This window comes from Marinobacter sp. 3-2 (assembly GCF_003751355.1).
Taxonomy (GTDB): Bacteria; Pseudomonadota; Gammaproteobacteria; order Pseudomonadales; family Oleiphilaceae; genus Marinobacter; species Marinobacter adhaerens.
Genome location: NZ_RJUQ01000011.1, coordinates 1,006,727 through 1,030,549, shown reverse-complemented (window position 1 = coordinate 1,030,549; position 23,823 = coordinate 1,006,727). Strand labels below are relative to the sequence as shown.

Here is a 23,823-nt window from a genome sequence, read left to right as displayed (position 1 = left end):
TTCCGGAGAGCCCCTTTTGCGTCTTGCTGGTATCAGCTGTAGGCCGGTACCTTGAACTCGTTGGCAAGGTCCTGAAGGACCCTGGCCAGCCGTGCCTGCTCGCCGGTCACCTCGGTGATTTCCTGGGAGCCGGTCAGCGTCAGTATGGCGGCTTCACTGACCGATTCCATACTGCCCGCCAGCTCCCGGGTAACCGCCACCTGCTCTTCAGAGGCGGTCGCAATCTGGCCGGCCATATCGGAGATGCTGTTCACGTCGGTCAGGATATCCGCGAAGGTCTGCTCCAGCTCGGACGCCTGCTCACTGGTGGCGTTAGCCAACTTATGGCTTTCGACAATCGAGCGGCTGGCATTGTCTGTAATGCTCTGAAAGCTGGTGATAATCTCCTCGATCTGGGTGGTGGATTCATGGGTCTGTTGCGCCAGAGTGCGGACTTCGTCGGCGACCACCGCAAACCCTCGACCATGCTCGCCGGCGCGGGCGGCTTCAATAGCCGCGTTCAGCGCCAGCAGGTTGGTCTGGTCGGCAACCTTCCGGATCACATCGACCACATCGGCGATGGTTGAGCTGCGGCTTTCCAGCTCTTCGATCACCTCGTTCACCTTCTGAACAGACCTGGCCAGCGACCGGATGCTCTTCACGCTTACGTGCAATACCTGCTCGCCACTCCGGCTTTTCTCCATGGCACTGCGTGCGGCATCAGCAACCTGCTGGGTGTTCCGTGAGATTTCCTCGGAGGTGGCGGACATTTCTTCGGTCGCCGCCGCCACTTGCTCAATCTGTTGCTGCTGGTTCTTCACCTGGCTGGCGTTCTGACCGGCGGTGGAGCTGGTCTCTTCCGTGGCGGTGGCCAACTGGACGCTGGACTTGTCGATGTGCAGCAAGGCATTGCCGAAGCGTCCGAACAACTCGTTGATGGCCTTGCCAATGGTGCCCACTTCATCTCGACTCGAAATTTCGATTTCGCGGGTCAGGTCCTTGTTGTCCATGGCAAAGCGTACTCCATCCAGCAGTCGACCGACCTGCAAATTGATCGCGCGGATGATAACCAGCATCAGGATCAAGACGATCAGAACCGCGCCGGCGGAAATGACGGCAGCCACCATCAGGTCTCGACGGGCATCGGCGACGCCTGCCGAGGCGAGGCTCATGAGTCCGGAGAGCATTTCCTGTCTGGCCTGATTGAGGACACCGATTCTCTGGGTTGTGGTGGCAAACCAGTCAGATGCGTCCAGTGCGTACATGCCAGATGGACTGCTGAACAAGGTTTCACGACGCTCCGCCAGAGCCTGGCTCGCGACACTCAGGTGCTGTTTTTCCAGGGTTTCACGTGTCTTGTCATCCGCCGACAGCATGGCCATGGCTTCATTCAGGTAGGCCTCCTGATGGCCGCCAAGACGTGCAATTCGGGCCACGGCAGGCAGATTGAAGTCACCGCTGCGAATCATCGACGCGCCGGCAGCCCGCTCGCGACCGGCCATCTCTGCGACGTTGGCGAGGGCATAGTAGCCGTTAACCTCGCGAGTAATTTCTGGATCCGTCGAGCGCCGGACGATGAGGCCAATCCGGTCGATCAGCTCCATAATCATCGCGGTATAGCGGGGAGCAGCGTCGCTGCGGTTGTCCACCGAGTTGCGGAGGGCACCAAGATTTCCGAGACCCTCACGGACAGACCGAATGCTTGCTTCAACCGACTGATCGAACTCCGTGTCAGCCAGCAGGGCCTCGATTTCACGAAAGTAGGCCGAAATCCGGTTGTCGGTCTGGTTCCGTTGGTCCCTGAGGTCTCTCTCAGCCTGGCGAGCAGCATCGCTTCCCGGTTTGCTGGCAAGGAACACAGCAGAACGGCCACGCTCTTTTTGCAAAGCTTCGGTCAGCGGATCGCCGGCTTGGGCCAGTTCCACCATTTCGCCCAGTTCACGCATGTCGCCGAGTTTTCCATAGCTCAGCACGATACTGCCTGCGGCAAAGAAGAGAATAACGAGCAGAGCCGGCACCACCAGGGTAACCAGCTTGCCTCGCATAGAGAGGTTGTTAATGAGTTTCATAGCCGTGCCTTGATCAAATAGACGTTAAGTCAATTATCCCGGCCTGTCCCGCACAGGTTCTATAATCTTGACGGGGTAACCGATGGGGTAGTTTCAGGTGTGTAAGTTCCTGTGATCGTGTGTTAATTGCCTGATATTGATCAAGAAACGGTGCTGGTACGTAGCAATGCGGAGGGTACCTCTCCCGGGGTAGGTCCCTCGGTCGATGAACCAGCGAGGAGAGCGGCTTGCCCGAGGCTGACAATGGTCAAGGCATTTACTGCGTAAGTGCCGGTAACGTATGGGCATTCTAGTAGTGGAAAATGCCATGGAACTTGTCTGCCCTGCCGGTAGCCTTCCGGCCCTGAAAGCCGCCGTGGAAAACGGTGCCAACGCCGTCTATTTCGGTTTTCGTGACAGCACCAACGCCCGTCAGTTTGCTGGCCTGAACTTCAACGAAAAGCGCGCCGCAGAGGGTGTCGAATATGCCCACTCGCACGGTGCAAGAGTGTTCTGTGCCATCAATACGTACCCGCAACCAGACGGCTGGGAGCAATGGAAGGGGGCGGTAGACCGCGCCGCAAGTCTTGGTGTGGACGCCATCATTCTGGCCGACATGGGCCTGCTGGATTATGCCGCCAACCGGTATCCCAACATCCCACGGCATCTCTCAGTTCAAGGGTCTGCCACGAGCCACGAAGCGCTCTACTTCTACAAGGACAACTTCGATATTCGCCGGGCGGTGCTGCCCCGGGTTCTGTCACTGGATCAGGTTCGTAGTGTGGCCAAACACAGCCCGGTGGAACTGGAAGTGTTTGCCTTCGGTAGCCTCTGCATCATGGCCGAGGGCCGCTGCTATCTCTCCTCCTACCTGACCGACGAATCCCCTAATACTCGAGGTGCCTGCTCACCGGCCAAGGCCGTGCGCTGGCAGGAAACACCCCTGGGGCTTGAGTCCCGCCTCAACAATGTCTTGATTGACCGTTATGGCCAGGGCGAATCTGCCGGCTACCCGACGCTGTGCAAAGGTCGTTTTGAGGTTGAAGGCAATGTTTATCATGCCATTGAGGAGCCGGTTAGCCTGAACACCCTGGACCTGTTGCCGGAGCTTCAGGCGTTGGGTATCAGTGCCGTGAAGATTGAGGGGCGCCAACGAAGCCCGTCCTACATCGCAGACGTAGCCAGAACCTGGCGCCATGCCCTGGACGAGCTTGAGGCCGGCCACGACGGCTTCACTGTTGAACCTCAGTGGCAGCAGACGCTTGCGGGGCTTTCCGAGGGCGGCCTGACAACGCTGGGCGCTTACCATCGCAAATGGAAATAGGGTTTTACCATCCATGTTGAAGTTATCCTTGGGGCCGATCCTGTGGTTCTGGTCCAGGCAGACCGTTTTCGATTTCTATGCCAATGCCGCCGAGTGGCCGGTGGATACCATCTATCTGGGCGAAGTGGTGTGTTCCCGACGGCGGGAACTGAAACCGGATGACTGGCTCGATCTGGCCCGTGATCTGAAAGCCTGTGGCAAGAATGTGGTGCTCTCCACGCTCACGTTGATTGAGTCGGAGGCCGATTTGCGTCGCCTGCGCCGGTTTTGTGAGCAGGATGAATTCCTGGTGGAAGCCAACGATCAGAGCGCTCTGCAGGTGGCCATCCGGAACAGGATTCCGTTTGTTACCGGTCCCTCGATGAACATCTACAACACCGCAACCCTGAAGATCCTCGCCAAACAGGGGCTGAAAGCATGGAACCTGCCGGTGGAGCTGGGCAAGGAAACCCTTGAGCAGTTAATCAGGGAGCTGCAGCAGGAAGAACTGGACCTTCCCGCCGAAGTGTTTTCCTGGGGCTTCCTGCCCCTGGCATGGTCCTCCCGCTGCTTTACCGCCCGCCATTACAACCTGCCCAAGGACAATTGTGAGTTCCGCTGCCTGCAGCATCCGGATGGCATGGAATTGCGCTCCCGGGAAAGCCAGGAGCTGTTCCGTATCAACGGCATTTCCACCTTGTCTGGCTCCCGTTACGATCTGATGCGGGAGTTGCCGGATATGGAGCGTATGGGTGTAAGCACCGTGCGCCTGAGCCCGGAGCATCAGGGCATGGAGGAAGTGGTCAGACGCTTTGATCAGATACGCCGGGGTGAATTGCCGGCCACCGATCCGCTGAATTTGGTGGAGGCGCCCCCCTGCAACGGGTACTGGTATGGCAAGCCGGGGATGGATCTGGTCCCGACTTGATCCAGATAAACCTGCTGCTGCGACTTCGGCTGTTATTCTATTAGCGTAAACTACAAGAGATATTCATTATCCGGAGTTAAATTGGCTGGGAAATTCAGGAGGGGGAGCGCTTATGGATATCCGCCTGAAGCGAGCCTACGAAACCTCTGGCCGCTCAGACGGTCTGCGCATATTGGTGGATCGCATCTGGCCTCGGGGCGTGGCCGAAGAAGATGCCGACATTGCACACTGGCTGAAAGGGCTGGCACCGTCTACCGAATTGCGCAAATGGTTCGGCCATGATCCGGACAAGTGGTCTGAATTTTGTGAACGCTATCTGAAAGAGCTTGAATCTGACGATGCCTCTGAGGACCTTGATACGCTCCGGAAACTGCTCAATGACCACAAGCGCGTAACGCTGGTATTTGCTGCCAAAGATACCGAGCACAACAATGCAGTGGCGCTTCGAGATTTTATCCTGGGCGGCCAGCTTTGAGACGTCTGGCCCTCCTCAAAACGTCAGCGCGCTTAGTGTGAAGGCCAAACGAATCAGAACGGTTTGAGCTCTATGCCTGGCTGAGCGCTTCCTGGGCCCATTGCCAGGCGGCCACCGTCGCAGGAAAGCCTATCGAGTTCATGCCCAGCACCAGTGCGTGCTCAATGTCTTCGCGTGTGAGGCCCAGTTCCAGACTGCGATGAACGTGGGATTTCAGCGCCGATTCACGACCCGCTCCCACGCAAACGCCGAGCTTTACCAGAGCGCGCATTTTTTCATCCAGAGGGCCGGCATCGGCGAGGGCTTTACCGAGCTGCTGGTGCACTTCTTGAAGCTCTGGAAATCGATCCCTGAAGGCAACGAAGGTTTTTGGGAGCTCACTATCATGTTTATTCATTGGGTTTCCTCAAATTTGGGGTTTGCTTTGCCGCCACGGTCGGCTCTTGAATCTTGTGGAAAGGTAGTCAAACTTCACCCTCCAATCCACGCTGTCGAGCAGGTTTTTCAGGCGCAGTCCCAGTTCGGTGTCGCCTTCAATGACCAGCCGACGCTGGAAAAACAACTGATCGGGATCCTGCCTGCGTTCCGCGAGCGTTCTGAAAGCAGCCATTGAGCCGCGGATGGTTGCCTCGCCAGGGCCGTCGACCACTCTGAGGCGCTCGGCCCAGAAGCCAATGGTGATACCGGGTTGTCCACCATGCACCTCGAGGCGAATACGCCGCCCTTCGAAGTCATCAAATTCTCCGTCTTCGATTGCCCGGGCAAAAATGCGATTAAGCGGCGCTTCTACGGCCAGCTGCTTCAGGGGCACCGGGATTCGGCGATCAATAGCGCCCAGCACGGGCACGGGGGAGGGCAGGTATTCCCGAAAGACCGAAAGCGTCTGCTCCACGAGGGGAGAGTTCAGCGAGGTGATGGAAGCTAGTGGAAAAGCCATGCTTTACTCCGGGCGGTCAGTAACCGGCCTAGAGTAAAGCAAAGTTCTCCGGAAGGATTTGATATAACTCAGCCCTTGTGAAGGCCTTCCTCTACTGCCCAGACAGCCACTTCCACCCGGGAACGCAGGTTCAGTTTCTTCAGCAGGTGCTTCACGTGCACCTTAACCGTTCCGTCACTGATGTCGAGTTTGCGGCCAATCATCTTGTTGGATAGTCCCTCGGCGATCAGACGCAGGATATCCTTTTCCCTTGGGGTCAGGCTGTCAAAATCCGGGCGTGATGCCTGCTGGGGCTTGTTGGAGCGCAGGGCTTCGGCCAGCAGCGTGGTGAGTCGGTCGCTGATGACCATTTTGCCGACCGCCGCCTGATGGAGCTGGGTGATCATGTCTTCCGGCTCCATGTCCTTCAGCAGGTAACCGTCAGCGCCGGCCCGGAGAGCCGCTACCACGTCGTCTTCCTGATCAGAGACTGTGAACATGACAATGCGGGAACTGATGTTTTGTTCCCGCAACTTCTTGAGGGCTTCAATACCGTCCATCTCCGGCATGTTTAGGTCCATCAGGATCAGGTCTGGCTCCAGCTCGGTTGCCAGCCGTATACCGTCGGCAGCGTTGCTGGCCTCGCCAGCCACGACCATATCGTCTTCCATGTCGATCAGCTGTTTGATGCCCTGGCGAAGAAGCGGGTGATCATCGATCAGCAGAATACTTGCGGGTGACTCAGACATCAGGTTCTCTCTTGTTGTCAGGCATTTGATGCTTCTGTAGGAATCAGGTTCCGGCTTTTGGGGACGTAGCCCAGGGTGACTTCCACACCCCCTTCCTCCCGGTTGCTTACTTCGACTTTGCCGCCCAGCGTTCGGGCACGGTCCTGCATGATGATCAGGCCGTAGTGATTGACGGGCTGGTCACTGCCGGGCAGCCCCTTGCCATTGTCCCGAATCCGGACCCGCACCTGCGGTGATTCGAACAGGACATCCACGGTTATGTCTGTGGCATCCGCATGTTTAACCGCGTTGGCCAGGCCTTCCCTCACGATCTGAAGGGTATGGATCTCCTCGTTTGGCGACAAGGTTTGCGGTGGCAGATTGTAGTGCAGCTCAACCGGTTTACCCAGCCGCTCCGAGAACTCTTCAATGGTCTTTTGCAGGGCAGTGAACAGGTCCGGCGTATCTAGCTTCAGGCGGAAGGTAGCCAGCAGCTCCCTGAGCTGCCGGTAAGCACTGTTCAGGCCGTTACTCAGTTCATCGAGAATGGCCTCGTGAATCTCTTGCTTCTCGCCCTCAATATTGAGACGGCGCAATCGGGCCACCTGCATTTTCAGGTATGACAGTGACTGGGCCAGAGAATCATGAAGCTCCCGCGCAATCACGGTGCGCTCCTCGGCGAGGGTCTGCTGCTGCTCCTCGGTGATCTGACGTTCCAGGAAAATGGCGGTGGCCAGCTGGTCGCTGAGGGTTTCCAGCAGGCGGCGGTTGGTTTTTGACAGACCTTCCTTGGCCGGGTACCAGACTTCCAAAGTACCCAGTAATTGCCCGGGGGTGCGAATTGGAAGCAGGAGTCTGCGACCGTCGTTGGCTTCCACGGGAAGCTCGTCATACGCCTCTGGTGTCACCAGGCAGGCATTGCAATGATGATCACGGCAGTAGAAAGGGCGTTCCCGGGTGGCTGTCGTGATGGCTTCCACTGGTTCCGAGGACTGCTTGTCATGGAGAAAGAGGCGGATCGGCCCGATGCCCAGAAGCTGCTCAAGTTCCTGAAGCATGGGGATCGCTCCGTGACACAGGTCGTGCTTGGCGAACAGGTCGCGGCTTGCCGAGTGCAGCAGTTGGAGGGCCGTGTGGCTTTTTTCGAGCTCTTCCGTTTTCAGGCGTGCCCGTTCCTCCAGCTCGTGGTAAGTCAATGCCAGCTCGCTGGTCATCTGGTCGAAGGCCTGGCCCAGTTGCGCGAGCTCGTCCGAGCCGGCCAGGTCGGCTCGGCGGGAGAAATCTTGTTCGCCAACGGCGTTGGCAATGCTCACCAGCTTGCGCAATGGCCGCAGAATCCGGTTTTTCAGGTCAATGAATAGCGCGACGATGATCAGGATTGAAAAGGCCAGACTGATGATCTGGATCAGGTGCAGCAGGTCAATGCGCGCCTCGGTGCGTTGTTCCAGCATCTTGACCAGTTGGTCCACGCGATCAACGTATTGCTGCGTTGAGGCGAGCATATTCACGGTTATGGGCGTGCCCTGATCGTGATTCTGCATGGCCGGCCGGAGCATGGTTTCCCAGGATTCCAGAATCATCTGGTACTGAATGGCAAGCGGATGCTCCCGGCTCTCGGGGATCGCATGGGTAATGCTCGAATCGGCCAGCTTGGCCTCGTAACGTTCGAGCATCTGAACGATGGAATCTGGCCCCGATGCCGGCGCTTCCGGGCCGGCACTCCGGGCCAGTAACTGGAATGCCCCCATGCGCAAGGCACCTGCCAGATTGATGGCGGTGGCATTGCCTTCAATGCTTTTGGAAACCGCAAGCGTGGTCGCCATGCTGACAATGGCTGTCAGCACTACGGCGCCGACGACGATGGCGATTCGGGTTACAAGCGGGCTTCTGGGTGTCATTGACTCTTTTGCGCATCGATGTATTTGGCGGGACGGACTGAATTATGCCCGGCCCGGACAGTCCCTGATACCTCCTTGAGGATAGTCAATTACCCCAATGGTTGGTAACCCATCATAATCTTTGACCCTTTTGTGATCAAAAGATGAAACTGAAAAGCAGGTTTTTAGCAGAGCAAAAGTAATGAAGTCCGAAAGGGATGGTGCAGAGGACCGGCTGGCGTCACTGGCGGTGGTACTGCCGCTGGCGATGGCGGGCTTCGTTGTTGCTGCCGGATGCTGGACCCTGTTCGCGGTAGCCGGAGTCCACCTGCGCCTGGAACTGGATCTCAGCGACATCCAGTTTGGCTTCCTGCTGGCGATGCCGATGGCGGTTGGGGCAGCACTCGCCGTTCCGGCAGGGATTGCTGCACAGAAATTCGGTGCCCGTCGGATCATGCTGATCTGTCTGGCCGGACTTGCCGCCTGCATGCTGATACTTTTAATCACCGACACCTTTCCAGGCTACCTGATCGCCGCTGGAGGACTGGGGCTGGCGGGCGGATTCTACAGCGCCGGGTTACAGTTCGTGACGGGACACTGTGAATCTCCACGCCTGGGCCTTGTCCTGGGGGTATTCGGTGCCGGAGTCACCGGCGCCGGATTCAACTACTACCTGGTGCCTCTGTTTCATGAAGCTTTTTCCTGGCACGGGGTGCCGCTGGCGTACCTCATCGTCCTGGTGCTGGTTCTTGCTTTGCTGGTCATGCTGACCGATCCGGAAGACGCGGCGGCGGACCCGAGCGCTGAAACGTCAGTCAGGGTCTTGTTGCGCCAGATGCAGTCAAGGAGAGCCGGTCAGCTCTGCGGCTATTTTGGCATTGTCGCCGGTAGTTTTTTTGCCCTGGCGTTGTGGCTGCCGGATTATCTGTCGTCACAGTTCGAGCTGCCGGTGGATTCCGGTGCCCGGCTGGCGCAATGGTTTGTTATTCCGGGAGCCCTGGCCCAGATCGCTGGCGGAGGTTTTTCCGATCGGTTCGGCAGTGCAAGAGTTGTCAGCCGAGCTCTGGTTGTCTGCCTGATTGCGCTGTTTGTTCTGTCCTACCCACCCATGACGCTCTTCATCCAGGGCGTCGACGCCATGATCCGTGTTGAATTTGCCCTGCCCATGCAGGTCGAGAGCGTGTTTGTGGTGACTCTCGGGCTGGCCATGGGTTGCACCATGGGTAGTCTCCAGCGGCTGGTCATTATCGAAAATCGGCCTGTGGCGGCCTTTGTTGCCGGGCTGCTTCTGGTTAGCGCCTGTTCCGTGGCGTTTCTTCTACCAGTGATCTTCAGCAGTGTGAACCACTGGCTGGGCATCCGCAGTGCGGTCTTCATGATTCTCTTCCTCTTACTTGTGGGCTGCCTGTTCCTGTTTGCCCGGGAAAGTCGCCGGCACGAGCGCGAGCACCTTCTCCACCCGGGGATATAGGCCGCCTACCCCCTGGGTGGTAGAAGCGGGTTATGAGGTAGTAACCACGCAGATTTCGCGGTTTTTCTCACACACAATGGTCTCAAATCGGAGCAACGATCCAGCAGACGGGTTGATGGAGAAAGAGACCATGAGTCATTTGATCGATAAACTGAATTACTTCAGGAAGAAGCGCGAGCCGTTCGCCAACGGCCATGGCGAAACCCACGAAGTCAGTCGCGAGTGGGAAGACAGCTACCGCCAGCGCTGGCAGCACGACAAGATCGTGCGTTCCACCCACGGCGTAAACTGCACCGGTTCCTGCAGCTGGAAAATCTACGTCAAGAACGGCCTGGTGACCTGGGAAACCCAGCAGACCGATTACCCCCGTACCCGTCCGGATCTGCCCAACCATGAACCCCGCGGTTGCCCACGTGGTGCCAGCTACTCCTGGTACATGTACAGCGCCAACCGCCTGAAGTACCCGCTTATGCGCAAGCATCTGATGAAGCTCTGGCGTGCGGCGAAGGTTGAGCACAAGGATCCGGTGGATGCCTGGGCGTCTATTGTTGAAGATCCCAAGAAAACGGCGGAATACAAGCCACGCCGGGGTATGGGCGGGTTCGTGCGTTCCAGCTGGGACGAAGTGAACGAGCTGATTGGCGCCTCCAACGTCTACACCGCCAAGAAGTATGGCCCGGACCGCATCATCGGCTTCTCGCCGATTCCTGCCATGTCCATGGTCTCCTACGCAGCCGGCAGCCGCTACCTGTCGATGATTGGCGGCGTTTGCATGAGCTTCTACGACTGGTACTGCGACTTGCCGCCGGCCTCCCCGCAAACCTGGGGCGAGCAGACCGACGTGCCTGAATCCGCCGACTGGTACAACTCGGGCTACATCATCGCCTGGGGCTCCAACGTGCCCCAGACCCGTACCCCGGATGCTCACTTCTTCACCGAAGTGCGCTACAAAGGCACCAAGACCGTGGCTATCACGCCGGACTACGCCGAAGTTTCCAAGCTGTCCGACGAGTGGATGAACCCCAAGCAGGGCACCGATGCCGCCCTGGGCATGGCCATGGGCCACGTCATCCTGAAAGAGTTCCACGTCGACAAGCCCAGTGAGTACTTCACCGACTACGTGCGTCGCTACACCGACATGCCTTACCTGGTCATGCTGGAAGAAAAGGACGACGGTAGCTTCGTGCCGGGCCGGTTCTTGCGCGCCAGCGACCTGGTGGACGGATTGGGTGAAGAGAACAACCCCGAGTGGAAAACCATCGCAATCGACGAGGCTTCCGGTGAGCTGACGGCCCCCAATGGCTCTATTGGCTATCGCTGGGGCGAAAAGGGCAAGTGGAACCTGAAACAGACCGCCAAGGGCTCCGATGTTAACCTGCAGCTGTCCATGGTCGAGAAACACGACGACGTTGTGGACGTGGCCTTCCCGTACTTCGGTGGTATCGAGCACGACCACTTCAAGCATGTGGAAATCAAGGACATCCTCAAGCACAAGCTGGGCACCCGCAAGGTCCAGCTGGCGGATGGCTCCGAAGGTCGCGTGGTCACCGTCTATGACCTTATGGTCGCCAACTACGGTATCAGCCGTGGCCTGGGCGAGGATGACGGTGCCACTTCCTATGACGAGGTGAAGCCCTACACCCCGGCCTGGCAGGAAAAGATCACCGGCGTGCCCGCCGAGAAAGTGATCCGCATTGCCCGTGAGTTCGCCGACAACGCCGACAAGACCAAGGGCCGTTCCATGGTCATCGTGGGTGCCGGTATGAACCACTGGTATCACATGGACATGAATTACCGTGGCCTGATCAACATGCTGATCATGTGTGGCTGCATCGGCCAGAGCGGTGGTGGCTGGGCCCACTACGTTGGCCAGGAGAAGCTGCGCCCGCAGACCGGCTGGCAACCGCTGGCGTTTGGTCTGGACTGGCAGCGTCCGCCCCGGCACATGAACTCCACCTCCTTCTTTTACGCGCACTCAGGGCAGTGGCGCTACGAGAAGCTGGGTGTCGACGAGATCCTGTCTCCGCTGGCGGACAAATCCAAATTTGGTGGCAGCCTGATCGACTACAACGTGCGCGCCGAGCGTATGGGCTGGCTGCCGTCTGCGCCGCAGCTGAACCGCAACCCGCTGGGTATTGCGGCCGAGGCTGAAAAGGCGGGTATGGAAGTGGCTGATTATGTGGCCCAATCCATGAAAGACGGTTCCCTGGCGTTTGCCAGTGAGGATCCGGAAGCGCCCCAGAACCACCCGCGCAACCTGTTCATCTGGCGCTCCAACCTGTTGGGTTCCTCGGGTAAGGGCCACGAGTACATGCTGAAATATCTGCTGGGCACCAAGAGTGGCCTGCAGGGCAAGGACCTGGGCCACGAAGGTGGCGCCAAGCCGAAAGAGGTCAAATGGCATGACGAGGCGCCGGAAGGCAAGCTCGACCTGCTGGTGACCCTGGACTTCCGCATGTCCACCACCTGCCTGTATTCCGACATCGTTCTGCCGACGGCCACCTGGTACGAGAAGAACGACCTGAACACCTCGGATATGCACCCGTTCATCCACCCGCTGACCGCAGCCACCGATCCGGCCTGGGAAGCGCGCAGTGACTGGGAAATCTACAAGGGCATCGCCAAGGCGTTCTCGAAAGCCACCGAAGGCCATCTCGGTGTCGAGAAAGACGTGGTCACCCTGCCGTTGCTGCACGACGCGCCGGCCGAGCTGGGCCAGCCGTTCGATGTGAAGGACTGGAAGCGCGGCGAGTGCGAGCTGATCCCGGGCAAGACGGCGCCCAATTTCATGACCGTTGAGCGGGATTACCCGAACACCTACGCGCGCTTTACCTCCCTTGGACCGCTCATGGACAAGCTGGGGAACGGTGGCAAAGGCATCAACTGGAACACCGAGAAAGAGGTGAAGTTCCTGGGGGACCTGAACTTCAAGCACATCGACGGTGCCAACGCCGGCCGCCCGAAAATTGAGAGCGCCATCGATGCTGCGGAAGTGATCCTGACTCTGGCGCCGGAAACCAACGGCCAGGTTGCGGTCAAGGCCTGGCAGGCGCTCTCCGACATTACCGGTCTGGACCACACCCATCTGGCCACCAACAAGGAAGAGGAAAAAATCCGCTTCCGGGACATCGTGGCGCAGCCGCGCAAGATCATTTCCAGCCCGACCTGGTCTGGCCTGGAAGACGAGCATGTGTCCTACAACGCCGGCTACACCAACGTTCACGAACTGATCCCCTGGCGCACCCTGACCGGCCGTCAGCAGTTCTACCAGGACCACGAGTGGATGCGCGCCTTTGGCGAAAGCCTGCTGGTCTACCGTCCGCCGATCAACACCAAGACGGTCAGCAGCATGCTGAACCAGCGCAGCAACGGCAATGCCGAGAAAGCGCTGAACTGGATTACGCCGCACCAGAAGTGGGGTATCCACAGCACCTACAGCGACAACCTGCTGATGCTGACCCTTTCACGCGGTGGGCCAATCGTGTGGCTGAGTGAAGACGATGCCAAAGAACTGGCGATCGAAGACAACGACTGGATCGAGCTGTTCAACGCCAATGGCGCGATTGCAGCTCGGGCAGTGGTCAGCCAGCGAGTGATGCCGGGCATGGTCATGATGTACCACGCCCAGGAGCGGATCGTGAACATTCCGGGCTCGGAAATCACCGGCACCCGTGGCGGTATCCATAACTCGGTTACCCGGGTGTGCCCGAAGCCGACCCACATGATTGGCGGTTACGCCCAGTATTCCTACGGCTTCAACTACTACGGCACCGTAGGTTCCAACCGCGACGAATTCGTGGTGGTTCGCAAGATGCACAACGTCGACTGGCTCGACGGTGAAGGCAATGACACTGTTCAGGAGGCTGTAAAATGAAAATCCGTTCCCAAGTCGGCATGGTGCTGAACCTGGACAAGTGCATCGGTTGCCACACCTGTTCAGTGACCTGCAAAAACGTATGGACCAGCCGTGAAGGCATGGAGTACGCCTGGTTTAATAACGTCGAAACCAAGCCCGGTATCGGCTACCCGAAAGAGTGGGAGAACCAGGACAAGTGGAAGGGCGGTTGGATGCGTGACAGCTCCGGCAAGATCCGCCCGAAGATCGGTGGCCGTTTCCGGGTGCTGGCGAACATCTTCGCCAACCCCGATTTGCCGCAGATCGACGATTACTACGAGCCGTTTGATTTCGATTACCAGCACCTGCACACCGCTGGCGACACCAAGCACCAGCCGGTGGCACGGCCGCGCTCGCTGATCTCCGGCCAGCGCATGCAAAAAATCGAATGGGGCCCGAACTGGGAAGAGATTCTCGGTACCGAGTTCGCCAAGCGCCGCAAGGACAAGAACTTTGACCAGGTGCAGGCGGACATCTACGGCCAGTTTGAAAACACCTTCATGATGTACCTGCCGCGTCTGTGTGAGCACTGCCTGAACCCGGCGTGCGTTGCCAGCTGCCCTAGCGGTGCCATCTACAAGCGTGAGGAAGACGGTATCGTCCTGATCGACCAGGACAAGTGCCGTGGCTGGCGGATGTGTGTCTCCGGCTGCCCGTACAAGAAGATCTACTTCAACTGGAAAACCGGCAAGTCCGAGAAGTGCATTTTCTGCTACCCGCGGATCGAAGCCGGCATGCCCACCGTGTGCTCCGAGACCTGCGTCGGCCGGATTCGCTACCTGGGCGTGTTGCTGTACGACGCCGACCGCATCGAAGAAGTGGCCAGCGCCCCGGGCGAGCATGAGCTGTACGAGAAGCAGCTGGAAATCTTCCTGGACCCGTTCGACCCGAAAGTGATCGAGCAGGCGAAGAAAGATGGCATTCCGATGAATGTGATCGAAGCCGCCCAGCAGAGCCCGGTCTACAAGATGGCGGTGGACTGGAAGCTGGCCCTGCCGCTGCACCCGGAGTACCGCACCCTGCCCATGGTCTGGTACGTACCGCCCCTGAGCCCGATTCAGTCTGCCGCCGAGGCCGGCAAGGTCGAGTTCGACGGCGTACTGCCGAAGATCGAAAGCTTGCGGATCCCGGTGAAGTACCTGGCCAACCTGCTTACCGCCGGTGATGAGAAGCCGATCGTGCTGGCCCTCAAGCGGATCATGGCCATGCGCCTTTACAAGCGCGCAGAGACCGTGGAAGGCAAGGAAGACCTGCGCGCCCTTGAGGAAGCCGGTCTGACCAAGGCCCAGGCGGACGAGATGTACCGCTACCTGGCCATCGCCAACTATGAGGACCGCTTCGTGATCCCCACCAGCCACCGTGAGCTGGCGAAGGAAGCCTTCCCCGATGCCACCGCCCATGGCGAGCGCAACGGCTGCGGCTTCAGCTTCGGTGAAGGCTGCAACGGCGACAGCAAGTTCAACATGTTCGGTGGCCGTAAACAGACCACCAGCATGGTCCAGAAGCTGTCGACCGTGAAGCAGGTCGATCCGAAGCAACTGCAGGAATAAGGAGGCCGATATGCAAGTTTTGAAAGTACTGGCAAGGGTGCTTGAGTACCCGACCGAAGAACTCCAGGCCTCCAAAGACGCCCTGATTGCCGCTGTCCTCGAGGACAGCCGGCTGCCGAGGCAGAACAAGGAGCAACTGCTGCGCTGTGTGGATATGCTGTGCGATGGCGACCTGCTGGACATGCAGGAAAACTACGTCGGCATGTTCGACAAAGGCCGCGCCACGTCGCTGCTGCTGTTCGAACACGTGCACGGGGAATCCCGCGACCGGGGCCAGGCCATGGTGGACCTGATGGAGGAGTACCGCACCAACGGTCTGGAGATCGACGCCCGGGAGCTGCCGGACTACCTGCCGCTGTTCCTGGAATACCTTTCCACTCGCCCCTGGGACGAGATCCGGAACTGGCTGGAGGACATCCACCACATCCTCGGACTGCTGGGCGAGCGCCTGTACCAGCGGGAGAGCTTTTATCACGTGGTGATGGACTCCCTGCTGGTCCTGTCGGGCCGCAATGCCAATCGCCAGGAGCTGGCGCAGATTGTCGCCTCGGAAGAACGTGACGACACGCCTGAGGCCCTGGACAAGGTCTGGGAAGAGGAAATGGTGAAGTTTGTCGATGATCAGGGCAGTTCCTGCAGCAGTAGCAGCGTTGTTGGTCAGCGCCGCCGCGAACTGGAACAGACCCAGACCATTCACCTGAGTGATCAGCTGATGACGGATGCAACACCCCGTCAGGCAGGGCGCGCCTGAGGGCGCAGGAGGAAACGGAAATGATGTCCTATCTGAACACACTGATTTTCGGGGTTTATCCCTACATTGCGATCGCCATTCTGGTGATTGGAACCTGGGCCCGCTACGACCAGGGCCAGTTTACCTGGAAGGCTCACTCCAGCCAGATGTTGCGCAAGAAGAACATGGTGATGGCCAGCGTGCTGTTCCATGTTGGCGTACTGGTGATCTTTTTCGGCCACCTAGTGGGCCTGCTGACACCGCACGCACTCTATGAGCCGTTCATGACTCCCGGAACCAAGCAGGTGATGGCAATCGTGGTTGGCGGGATCGCCGGCGTGATGGCCATTATCGGTGGTAGCATGCTCGCCTGGCGCCGGCTGACCGATCCACGTGTCAAGGCCAGCAGCACCTTTGCGGACAACATGATCATCGTCATCCTTGTCATTCAGCTGGCCCTCGGCCTGCTGACCATTCTGCCCACCATGGGTCACCTGGATGGCAGCACCATGCTCAAGTTCTCCGCTTGGGCCCAGGGCATTGTCACCCTCCAGGGCGGCGTGGCCGGCTACATTGCCGACGTGCACTGGATCTACAAGACCCACATCTTCCTGGGCCTGACCATCTTCGTACTCTTCCCGTTTACCCGACTGGTGCACATGCTCAGCGTGCCGGTGGAGTATTTCGGGCGCAGGTACCAGGTGGTTCGCAAGCGCGCCTGATGCAAATGAAAACGGGGTCGGATGAAAGCATTCATCTGACCCCATGTTTACCGAGGTTATTGCTATGCAACTCATCCCCGTCGGCGATGCCGAAAAACCCAGAAACCAGTTCCCGCCGGTGTACGTCGGGGAAATCCTGATCCACGAAGACGACATCGCCCGGGAAATGCAGCACCACCCGGCCGAAGAAGTCGCCGAAGCCTGGCACGAAGCCGCCAGAAGCCTCGTTATCCGCGAGCTCCTCCTGCAACAGGCCAGCCGTCTCAAGCTCGATGACATTGCCGATGAAGAAGACCGCATTGCCCGTGTCCTGGAACTCGAACTCAACGTACCGGACCCAACCGAAGAGGACTGCGAACGCTTTTACAACGCCAATCCGGCCCGCTTCCGCAGCCCCACGCTGATGGCCGTCAGCCACATACTCCTTGCCGCCGCCCCGGACGACGTCCAGGAACGCATCCGCCAGGAAGAAGCCGGCCAACAGTTGCTGTCGTCCCTCATCAACGGCCGCTCCCAGTTCGCCGAACTGGCCAAACAATACTCCGCCTGCGAATCCCGCCATCAGGGCGGCAGCCTCGGCCAGATCAGCAAGGGCCAGACAGTGGAAGAATTCGAGCGCCCCGTCCTGTCCCTGGAAGAAGGCCTCAACCCGGAACTGATCGAAACCCGCTACGGCTGGCACATCGTCCGCGTCGACCAGCGAATCGACGGCCAGCAACTTCCCTATGAGCATGTAAAACCGCAAATCCGGCAGTACCTGAGCGAGAGCGTAACCCGCCGGGCATTCCGTCAGTACCTGCAGGTTCTGGCCGCGGAAACCGGGGTGGAAGGTGTGGATCTGGAGTTGCCTGACTCACCCCTTATGCAGTGAAGGGTAGCGAGAGAAGGTGACTCCACTGCCCGGAGGTTGGTACGGAGCTGCTTCCCAAAACTGTGCGGAGCCATGGATGGCGGAGCCCAAGCGCCACACGGATGTGCCGCAAGGAGCGTGTTTTGGGAAGCAGCTCCGTGCCAGCCTGTGCTCGCAATCCATACGCCCAAATTCTTGGTTCTCGGTGCTCAATTAGTTAGCCATAAAACACTTTGCGATAGATCAATTACTCCCGAATAACCCCTCAACTACCCCCATGGGGGGAGCGATTTTCGCCCCGTATCCTTCTACTATTTAAATCATGATTTCGAATGCATGAATATGCAAAGAGGATAGCCCCATGGCACTGACCCAAGCGGCCCAAACCCGCTATACCAAACCCGTGCTTGTCGCCATCAGCAAACCCTTTGACGACGAAGACGGCCTCCAGGCCCTGCGCAGTCATCCATTGTTCTCGGAACTCAGCGGCAAGGACCTGCAGCACCTGATCCAGCAATCCCGAAGAGTCCGTCTTGGCCATCACCAGTTGCTTTATCGCCAGGACATGCCGGCCCACAACTTCTTCTTCGTGATCTCTGGTCGCTTGCGGCTTTACCGCCTGGATTCCTCCGGCATCGACCGGACCCTCGATAGCATCGCCCCAGGCGACTGCTTCGCCGAAGTCATGATTTACGCTGATCCGCCACGCTACGCCTGCTACGCCGAGGCGCTGAAATCCAGCGAAGTTCTGATGATCCCGGTCAAGGCCTATCAGGACATGCTGGAAAGTAATCCCCGATATGCCCAGGCGGCGCTTCGGCACTACGCGAAACGCGCGGTTTCCCGGTTTCACGACCTGGAGATCATGACCGTTCAGAACGCCCGGGACCGGCTGATCCGCTACCTGATCGACCTGCTGCCCAACGGAGCAGAAGAGGGCGGTGAGGTGGAGCTGCCGCTACCAAAGTGCCTGGTCGCGTCCAGACTGGCCATGCAGCCGGAAACCTTCTCCCGGATTCTGGCGGACCTGAGATCCAACGGCCTTGTGCGGGTCAATCGCAGTCGGCTGTTTATCTCCGATCCCGGTCGCCTGATTGAGATCAGCCAGTAACCGCCAATTATCCACCCTCCAGGCTCCCGAAAGGAGGAAGCGTGACAGCAAGAAAGCAGCGACCGCTGATCTACTCCTGTTCTGGCTGCTCCGATGTCGCACAGCTGGCCAACAATGCAGCAGTGACGCTCGACCATGCCGGTGAATTCGAGATGTCCTGCATCTCCGGCGTGGGTGGCAAGGTGCCCTCCCTGGTCAAGACCGCCAGATCCGGGCGCAAGCTCACGGTGATCGATGGCTGCCCACTGCATTGCGCCCGTGCCTGTCTGGAGAACATTGGAGTCGAGCCCGATGACCATGTCCGCCTCTACGAATTCGGCTTCAAGAAACACTATGGACAGAGCTACGGCAACGATGCCGTGGAAGAAGTGTGCGACGAAATACGCAGACTCGCCTCGTCCGATCAGCTCATTGCCCGCCAGGCGTAAAGCGCAGCGGCCCGGAACCAGCAAGGATTCACCAGCATGATCAGCAGTTACAGCGACCTGATTCAGGCCTCCTACAGCCAGCAGGAACCTCAGCGCCTGCTATTCGTTTTCTGTCGGGCCGAGTTGCCGGACGAGGCTTCGCCGGAAGAAAAAGCCGCCTTTGAGCGCGGCGAGGGTGGTGCCCTGACGCCGGTGGTCTGCGTTGACAAAACCCCCGATGAGGCACCGGATTTTAAGGTCCTTTCTGAGGAATCCCGGGCTACGGGCCAGGCGTGGGATGTCGTCTTCGTCGCCGCCATGTCCGGGCGCGGTGGCACGCCCCCGTCCACCGATGAGGCGCAGCAGCCGCTGACCATGATGGTGGAGTCCATCCGTCTTGGCCATATCAACAACTACCTCCCTCTCGATTCACAGGGCAACGCTGTCAGCCTCGGCTGACAGCGTTTATGAGATGGAACCATCCGCCGGGTGTATTCAATAAGAGGTATTTGATTTTCCTCTAATTCGCCTAGGCTGAAGCAATAGGGCGTTTTTCTCCAGGAGTCTTCTGTGTCCGCTTTTTTCCGCCTCGTTTTCCTCGTTTTTGCCTTCGTCATAGCCCCGGCTCTGGAAGCAGCGCCGCTGTCTGAATACGAACCGGTGGCCGGTCGCCAGGTAATACAGCAAACGTTGCCCGGCGTGGATGCCGTGGAGCCCCGTGAGGGCAACCGGGCAATTCAGGAGTTGTACTCGGGAGATGAGCTCAAAGGGTATGCCTATCAGTCCCTGGATTTTGTTCAGACTCCGGCCTATTCGGGCAAGCCTCTGAATATTGTCGTGGTCCTGGATACCGAAGGGAGCATCGTAAATACCCGTGTTATCGAGCATCACGAACCGATTCTGCTTGTTGGTATTCCCGAGACCAAGCTGCACGAGTTTACCGACCAGTACGTGGGTCTGAAGGCAGATCAGCGGGTGACTGTTGGCGGAACCTCCACGGAACGCAAGGTGGCCGTGGACGGCCTGTCGGGCGCTACCGTCACGGTGATGGTAGTGAACGAGGTCATTATGAAGTCCGCCCACCGCGTTGCGGCGGAGCTGGGCCTGGTTGAGAGCCTGAGCGATGCCCGTCCGTCACCCGCGAACATTCAGGCCGACACCTTCCAGGAGAAAAGCTGGCAAACGCTGCTGGGTGAAGGGTCTGTACGTCGGCTCAAGCTCACCAGGGGCCAGGTGGATGATGCTTTCAAGGGAACTGCTGCGGAAGGCATTGATACCACGCCGAAGAAACAGCGTGGCAAGCCCCTTATCGACCTGTACACCGCTTATCTGGATGTACCCACCATTGGTCGCAACCTGCTGGGCGAGAGCCAGTTCCAGTGGCTGACCGGTGAGCTGAAAGAAGGCGAGCATGCGATCGCCGTCATGGCCAGCGGTGACTACTCCTTCAAAGGATCGGGTTACGTTCGCGGCGGCATCTTCGATCGTATCCAGATTCGCCAGTTTGGTGACACCTTTAACTTCCGTGATCTGGATTTCTACCGGTTGAGTGACGTTTATGCCGAGGGCATGCCGGAGTTTTCCGAGATGGCGATTTTCATCATTCGCCAGCAGTACAATTTTGACCCTGGCACCGAATGGACTCTGGAACTCACGGTCAAGCGCCAGACCGGGCCCTTGGACAGTGAGTTTCAGGTTTTCCCGCTCACTTACCAGTTACCGGGCCAGTACTATACCCGACCCGCACCGGTCCTGACCGAAGAGGAAATGCTGGCGGACCAGCCCATGTGGGTGCAGGTCTGGTACCAGCGTGAATTCCAGATCACGGTATTGGGCGTTGGCATCGGCGTCCTGCTGTTCATCCTGTTCTTCCAGGACTGGCTGGTCAAAAAGCCAAAAATGATGCGCTGGATCCGCCACGCGTTTCTCACCTATACCCTGGTGTTCATTGGCTGGTATGCGATGGGTCAGTTGTCCATCGTTAACGTGCTGACCTTTGCCAACAGTCTCATCAGTGGCTTCAGCTGGAACACCTTCCTGATTGATCCGGTCATTTTCATCCTCTGGGCCGTGGTCGCCGGCATCATACTGCTGTGGGGAAGGGCGGTTTATTGTGGCTGGCTGTGTCCGTTCGGGGCGCTGCAGGAATTGCTGAACGAGATCGCCCGCAAACTCAAGGTACCCCAGTACACCGTGCCATTCGCTTTGCACGAGCGGCTTTGGGCCATCAAGTACATCGTTCTGCTGGTGCTGTTCGGTGTATCCCTGGACTCCATGGCAACCGCCGAGCGACTGGCCGAGATTGAGCCCTTCAAGACCACTATCACCCTGAAATTCGATCGCAGCTGGCCATTTGTCATCTACGCCGCCCTGCTGCTGGTGGTCAACCTTTTCACCCGCAAGGTGTTCTGCCGGTACATGTGCCCGCTGGGCGCAGCACTGGCGTTGCCGACCAAGCTGAGGGTGTTCGACTGGCTCAAGCGGCGCAAGGAATGCGGCAATCCCTGCCGGCTGTGCGATCACGAGTGTGAGGTACAGGCCATCCACCCGGACGGGCACATCAATTACATGGAATGCCATTACTGCCTGGATTGCCAGATGACCTATTTCGATGACCACAAGTGCCCGCCGCTGATCGTAAAACGGCGCGGCAAGCGCCGGGGTCGTAACGCACCGGGCCACCCGGAGGAAATTCCAGTGGTTCAGGTGACTTGAGCAGTCCCATAAAAAGAAAGCATGAGAAGTAAAACCGCCATTACCAATAACGGAGTTGGATGTTATGAAAAAGAAAGATGATCTGACCAGGAATACGCCGGAGCTGCCGGAAAGCGGCCAGAGCCGTCGCCGGTTCATGGGCGCAGCAGCACTGGCCGGCGTGGCCGGTGCAACGGGGCTTGGAGGTGCAGTGATGTCCCGTGAGTCGTTCGCTGCGGCGGCCGAAGAAGCCCGTAACAACTTTATTGTGCACCCCGGTGAGCTGGATGAGTATTACGGCTTCTGGAGCGGTGGTCATTCTGGGGAAGTACGGGTTCTGGGTGTGCCCTCCATGCGTGAACTGATGCGGATTCCGGTTTTCAACGTGGACTCCGCCACGGGTTGGGGCATCACCAACGAGAGCAAGGACGTTCTGGGCCATGACAATACCCACCTGAACGGCGATTCCCACCACCCCCACATTTCCATGACGGACGGTCGTTACGACGGCAAATACCTGTTCATCAACGACAAGGCCAACACCCGGGTAGCCCGGATCCGTCTGGATATCATGAAGTGTGACAAGATCACCACGATTCCGAACGTTCAGGCCATTCACGGCCTGCGGCTTCAGAAGGTGCCCAAGACCAAGTATGTGTTCTGCAACGCCGAGTATGTCATTCCCCATCCGAATGACGGCAGCGACACCAGCCTTGAGAGCAGCTTTACCATGTTTAACGCCCTGGATGCGGAAACCATGGAGGTGGCCTTCCAGGTGATTGTTGACGGTAACCTCGATAACACCGATGCCGACTACACCGGCAAATACGCCTGCTCCACCTGCTACAACTCGGAGAAGGCGCTGGATTTGGCCGGTACCATGCGCAACGATCGCGACTGGGCCGTTGTATTCAACATCGAGCGTATTGAACAGGCGGTCAAGAATGGCAACTACAAGACCCTGGGTGATTCCAAGGTGCCTGTGGTAGACGGTCGTGCCGGCTCGGAGCTGACCCGTTACATTCCGGTTCCGAAGAACCCGCACGGCCTGAATACCTCCCCGGACGGCAAATACTTCATTGCCAACGGCAAGCTGTCTCCGACGGTGACCATCATTGCGATCGACAAGCTGGATGATCTGTTTGATGGCAAGATCGAGCCGCGGGATACCGTGGTGGGCGAGCCAGAACTGGGTCTTGGGCCCCTTCACACAACCTTTGACGGCCGTGGCAATGCCTACACCACTCTGTTTATCGACAGCCAGGTGGCCAAGTGGAACATTGCCGATGCCATCAGGCACTACAACGGCGAGGATGTGAACTACATCCGCCAGAAGCTGGACGTGCATTATCAGCCGGGCCACAACCACGCGTCCCTGACCGAATCCCGGGATGCTGATGGCAAGTGGCTGGTGGTACTGTCGAAGTTCTCCAAGGACCGGTTCCTGCCGGTTGGACCTCTGCACGCGGAGAACGACCAGTTGATCGATATCTCCGGCGAGGAGATGAAGCTGGTTCACGACGGCCCGACCTTCGCTGAGCCCCACGACTGTATCCTTGTACGTCGTGATCAGATCAAGACACGGAAGATCTACGAGCGCGACGATCCGTTCTTTGCCTCTGCTGTTGAGCAGGCCAAGAAGGATGGTGTGACTCTGGAAGCCGACAACAAGGTTATCCGGGATGGCAACAAGGTTCGTGTTTACATGACCTCGATTGCGCCGCAGTACGGGATGACCGAGTTCAAGGTGAAGCAGGGTGATGAGGTGACGGTGTACGTGACCAACCTGGACACCATTGAGGATGTGACTCACGGTTTCTGCATGGTGAACCATGGCGTGAGCATGGAGATCAGTCCGCAGCAGACGTCTTCAGTGACCTTCAAGGCGGATCGCCCCGGGGTGCACTGGTACTACTGCAACTGGTTCTGTCATGCGCTGCATATGGAGATGCGCGGTCGCATGATTGTAGAGAAGGCCTGATTTAGGTCGGTCTTCCCGGGGCCTGATGGTCGGGCCCCGGCAAGCCTGCTGTTTGGGAGTGGCAAACCGATGGCAAAGGGCTTTCCGAAACACGCCCGCGAGTACGTCCCTGTAGGGCTCGGATCGGGCCATCCTTGGCCCTCTACGGTTTCGGAAAG

Annotated in this window: 19 protein-coding genes; 14 read left to right on the top strand and 5 right to left on the bottom strand. The window is 58.5% G+C overall.

Annotation, left to right across the window (positions count from 1 at the left end):
- Positions 1 to 32 precede the first annotated feature (32 nt).
- Positions 33 to 2,048: a methyl-accepting chemotaxis protein gene (locus EDB94_RS06640; protein ID WP_108017841.1), complete on the bottom strand. Its 2,016-nt coding sequence runs from the start codon at positions 2,046 to 2,048 to the stop codon at positions 33 to 35.
- Positions 2,049 to 2,355: 307 nt separating this feature from the next.
- Here EDB94_RS06640 and EDB94_RS06635 point away from each other — a divergent pair, with 307 nt between their 5' ends.
- From EDB94_RS06635 to EDB94_RS06625, 3 genes are all read left to right on the top strand, one after another.
- Entirely contained in the window at positions 2,356 to 3,351 is a 996-nt protein-coding gene (locus tag EDB94_RS06635; RefSeq protein ID WP_108017840.1) for a peptidase U32 family protein, read from the top strand.
- Positions 3,352 to 3,364: 13 nt separating this feature from the next.
- Positions 3,365 to 4,258, top strand: coding sequence for a U32 family peptidase (locus tag EDB94_RS06630; RefSeq protein ID WP_108017839.1), 894 nt, complete (start codon positions 3,365 to 3,367; stop codon positions 4,256 to 4,258).
- A gap of 112 nt (positions 4,259 to 4,370) precedes the next feature.
- The gene (locus tag EDB94_RS06625) at positions 4,371 to 4,733 is read left to right on the top strand and encodes a DUF488 domain-containing protein (protein WP_108017838.1); all 363 of its coding nucleotides are present in this window, start codon (positions 4,371 to 4,373) and stop codon (positions 4,731 to 4,733) included.
- A gap of 70 nt (positions 4,734 to 4,803) precedes the next feature.
- On the opposite strand, the gene EDB94_RS06620 is transcribed toward EDB94_RS06625, so the two are convergent.
- The 4 genes from EDB94_RS06620 to EDB94_RS06605 form a co-directional block, all read right to left on the bottom strand.
- Positions 4,804 to 5,130, bottom strand: coding sequence for a carboxymuconolactone decarboxylase family protein (locus tag EDB94_RS06620; RefSeq protein ID WP_108017837.1), 327 nt, complete (start codon positions 5,128 to 5,130; stop codon positions 4,804 to 4,806).
- Positions 5,131 to 5,139: 9 nt separating this feature from the next.
- Positions 5,140 to 5,670, bottom strand: a complete 531-nt coding sequence (locus tag EDB94_RS06615; RefSeq protein ID WP_108017836.1) for an SCP2 domain-containing protein — start codon at positions 5,668 to 5,670, stop codon at positions 5,140 to 5,142.
- Between the two features lie 68 nt (positions 5,671 to 5,738).
- Complete coding sequence (gene narL, locus EDB94_RS06610; RefSeq protein ID WP_062781167.1) at positions 5,739 to 6,398, bottom strand: two-component system response regulator NarL; 660 nt, start codon at positions 6,396 to 6,398, stop codon at positions 5,739 to 5,741.
- Positions 6,399 to 6,415: 17 nt separating this feature from the next.
- Positions 6,416 to 8,275 (bottom strand): HAMP domain-containing protein, encoded by a 1,860-nt coding sequence (locus tag EDB94_RS06605; protein WP_108017835.1) that lies wholly within the window; start codon positions 8,273 to 8,275, stop codon positions 6,416 to 6,418.
- Between the two features lie 181 nt (positions 8,276 to 8,456).
- On the opposite strand from EDB94_RS06605, the gene EDB94_RS06600 reads away from it, so the two are divergent.
- The 11 genes from EDB94_RS06600 (at position 8,457) to nosZ (ending at position 23,665) form a co-directional block, all read left to right on the top strand.
- Positions 8,457 to 9,725: a nitrate/nitrite transporter gene (locus EDB94_RS06600; protein ID WP_104270712.1), complete on the top strand. Its 1,269-nt coding sequence runs from the start codon at positions 8,457 to 8,459 to the stop codon at positions 9,723 to 9,725.
- Between the two features lie 130 nt (positions 9,726 to 9,855).
- On the top strand, positions 9,856 to 13,599 hold the full coding sequence (locus EDB94_RS06595) for a nitrate reductase subunit alpha (protein WP_108017834.1): 3,744 nt from the start codon (positions 9,856 to 9,858) through the stop codon (positions 13,597 to 13,599).
- Positions 13,596 to 15,170 carry a nitrate reductase subunit beta gene (gene narH, locus EDB94_RS06590; RefSeq protein WP_062781173.1) on the top strand — a complete coding sequence of 525 codons (1,575 nt, stop codon included), beginning with the start codon at positions 13,596 to 13,598 and terminating at the stop codon, positions 15,168 to 15,170. The genes EDB94_RS06595 and narH overlap by 4 nt, the downstream gene beginning before the upstream one ends.
- Before the next feature lie 10 nt (positions 15,171 to 15,180).
- Positions 15,181 to 15,921, top strand: coding sequence for a nitrate reductase molybdenum cofactor assembly chaperone (narJ, locus tag EDB94_RS06585; protein WP_108017833.1), 741 nt, complete (start codon positions 15,181 to 15,183; stop codon positions 15,919 to 15,921).
- Positions 15,922 to 15,944: 23 nt separating this feature from the next.
- A complete protein-coding gene (gene narI / locus EDB94_RS06580; RefSeq protein WP_108017951.1) occupies positions 15,945 to 16,622 on the top strand; it encodes a respiratory nitrate reductase subunit gamma in 678 nt (225 codons plus the stop codon).
- 64 nt (positions 16,623 to 16,686) lie between these two features.
- Positions 16,687 to 17,493 (top strand): peptidylprolyl isomerase, encoded by an 807-nt coding sequence (locus tag EDB94_RS06575; RefSeq protein WP_108017950.1) that lies wholly within the window; start codon positions 16,687 to 16,689, stop codon positions 17,491 to 17,493.
- Between the two features lie 340 nt (positions 17,494 to 17,833).
- Positions 17,834 to 18,583, top strand: a complete 750-nt coding sequence (locus tag EDB94_RS06570; protein ID WP_062781179.1) for a Crp/Fnr family transcriptional regulator — start codon at positions 17,834 to 17,836, stop codon at positions 18,581 to 18,583.
- 41 nt (positions 18,584 to 18,624) lie between these two features.
- On the top strand, positions 18,625 to 19,011 hold the full coding sequence (locus EDB94_RS06565; protein ID WP_108017832.1) for a putative zinc-binding protein: 387 nt from the start codon (positions 18,625 to 18,627) through the stop codon (positions 19,009 to 19,011).
- Positions 19,012 to 19,047: 36 nt separating this feature from the next.
- Complete coding sequence (locus tag EDB94_RS06560; RefSeq protein WP_062781182.1) at positions 19,048 to 19,449, top strand: hypothetical protein; 402 nt, start codon at positions 19,048 to 19,050, stop codon at positions 19,447 to 19,449.
- 111 nt (positions 19,450 to 19,560) lie between these two features.
- The gene (gene nosR, locus EDB94_RS06555) at positions 19,561 to 21,705 is read left to right on the top strand and encodes a transcriptional regulator NosR (RefSeq protein WP_108017831.1); all 2,145 of its coding nucleotides are present in this window, start codon (positions 19,561 to 19,563) and stop codon (positions 21,703 to 21,705) included.
- A 64-nt stretch (positions 21,706 to 21,769) separates the two neighbouring features.
- Entirely contained in the window at positions 21,770 to 23,665 is a 1,896-nt protein-coding gene (gene nosZ / locus EDB94_RS06550; protein WP_108017830.1) for a TAT-dependent nitrous-oxide reductase, read from the top strand.
- Positions 23,666 to 23,823: the final 158 nt, after the last annotated feature.

Bases quoted from the DNA above. Each gene is read 5' to 3' on its own strand.
- EDB94_RS06640 (WP_108017841.1), bottom strand. From the start codon at position 2,048: ATGAAACTCATTAACAACCTCTCTATGCGAGGCAAGCTGGTTACCCTG.
- EDB94_RS06635 (WP_108017840.1), top strand. From the start codon at position 2,356: ATGGAACTTGTCTGCCCTGCCGGTAGCCTTCCGGCCCTGAAAGCCGCC.
- EDB94_RS06630 (WP_108017839.1), top strand. From the start codon at position 3,365: ATGTTGAAGTTATCCTTGGGGCCGATCCTGTGGTTCTGGTCCAGGCAG.
- EDB94_RS06625 (WP_108017838.1), top strand. From the start codon at position 4,371: ATGGATATCCGCCTGAAGCGAGCCTACGAAACCTCTGGCCGCTCAGAC.
- EDB94_RS06620 (WP_108017837.1), bottom strand. From the start codon at position 5,130: ATGAATAAACATGATAGTGAGCTCCCAAAAACCTTCGTTGCCTTCAGG.
- EDB94_RS06615 (WP_108017836.1), bottom strand. From the start codon at position 5,670: ATGGCTTTTCCACTAGCTTCCATCACCTCGCTGAACTCTCCCCTCGTG.
- narL (WP_062781167.1), bottom strand. From the start codon at position 6,398: ATGTCTGAGTCACCCGCAAGTATTCTGCTGATCGATGATCACCCGCTT.
- EDB94_RS06605 (WP_108017835.1), bottom strand. From the start codon at position 8,275: ATGACACCCAGAAGCCCGCTTGTAACCCGAATCGCCATCGTCGTCGGC.
- EDB94_RS06600 (WP_104270712.1), top strand. From the start codon at position 8,457: ATGAAGTCCGAAAGGGATGGTGCAGAGGACCGGCTGGCGTCACTGGCG.
- EDB94_RS06595 (WP_108017834.1), top strand. From the start codon at position 9,856: ATGAGTCATTTGATCGATAAACTGAATTACTTCAGGAAGAAGCGCGAG.
- narH (WP_062781173.1), top strand. From the start codon at position 13,596: ATGAAAATCCGTTCCCAAGTCGGCATGGTGCTGAACCTGGACAAGTGC.
- narJ (WP_108017833.1), top strand. From the start codon at position 15,181: ATGCAAGTTTTGAAAGTACTGGCAAGGGTGCTTGAGTACCCGACCGAA.
- narI (WP_108017951.1), top strand. From the start codon at position 15,945: ATGTCCTATCTGAACACACTGATTTTCGGGGTTTATCCCTACATTGCG.
- EDB94_RS06575 (WP_108017950.1), top strand. From the start codon at position 16,687: ATGCAACTCATCCCCGTCGGCGATGCCGAAAAACCCAGAAACCAGTTC.
- EDB94_RS06570 (WP_062781179.1), top strand. From the start codon at position 17,834: ATGGCACTGACCCAAGCGGCCCAAACCCGCTATACCAAACCCGTGCTT.
- EDB94_RS06560 (WP_062781182.1), top strand. From the start codon at position 19,048: ATGATCAGCAGTTACAGCGACCTGATTCAGGCCTCCTACAGCCAGCAG.
- nosZ (WP_108017830.1), top strand. From the start codon at position 21,770: ATGAAAAAGAAAGATGATCTGACCAGGAATACGCCGGAGCTGCCGGAA.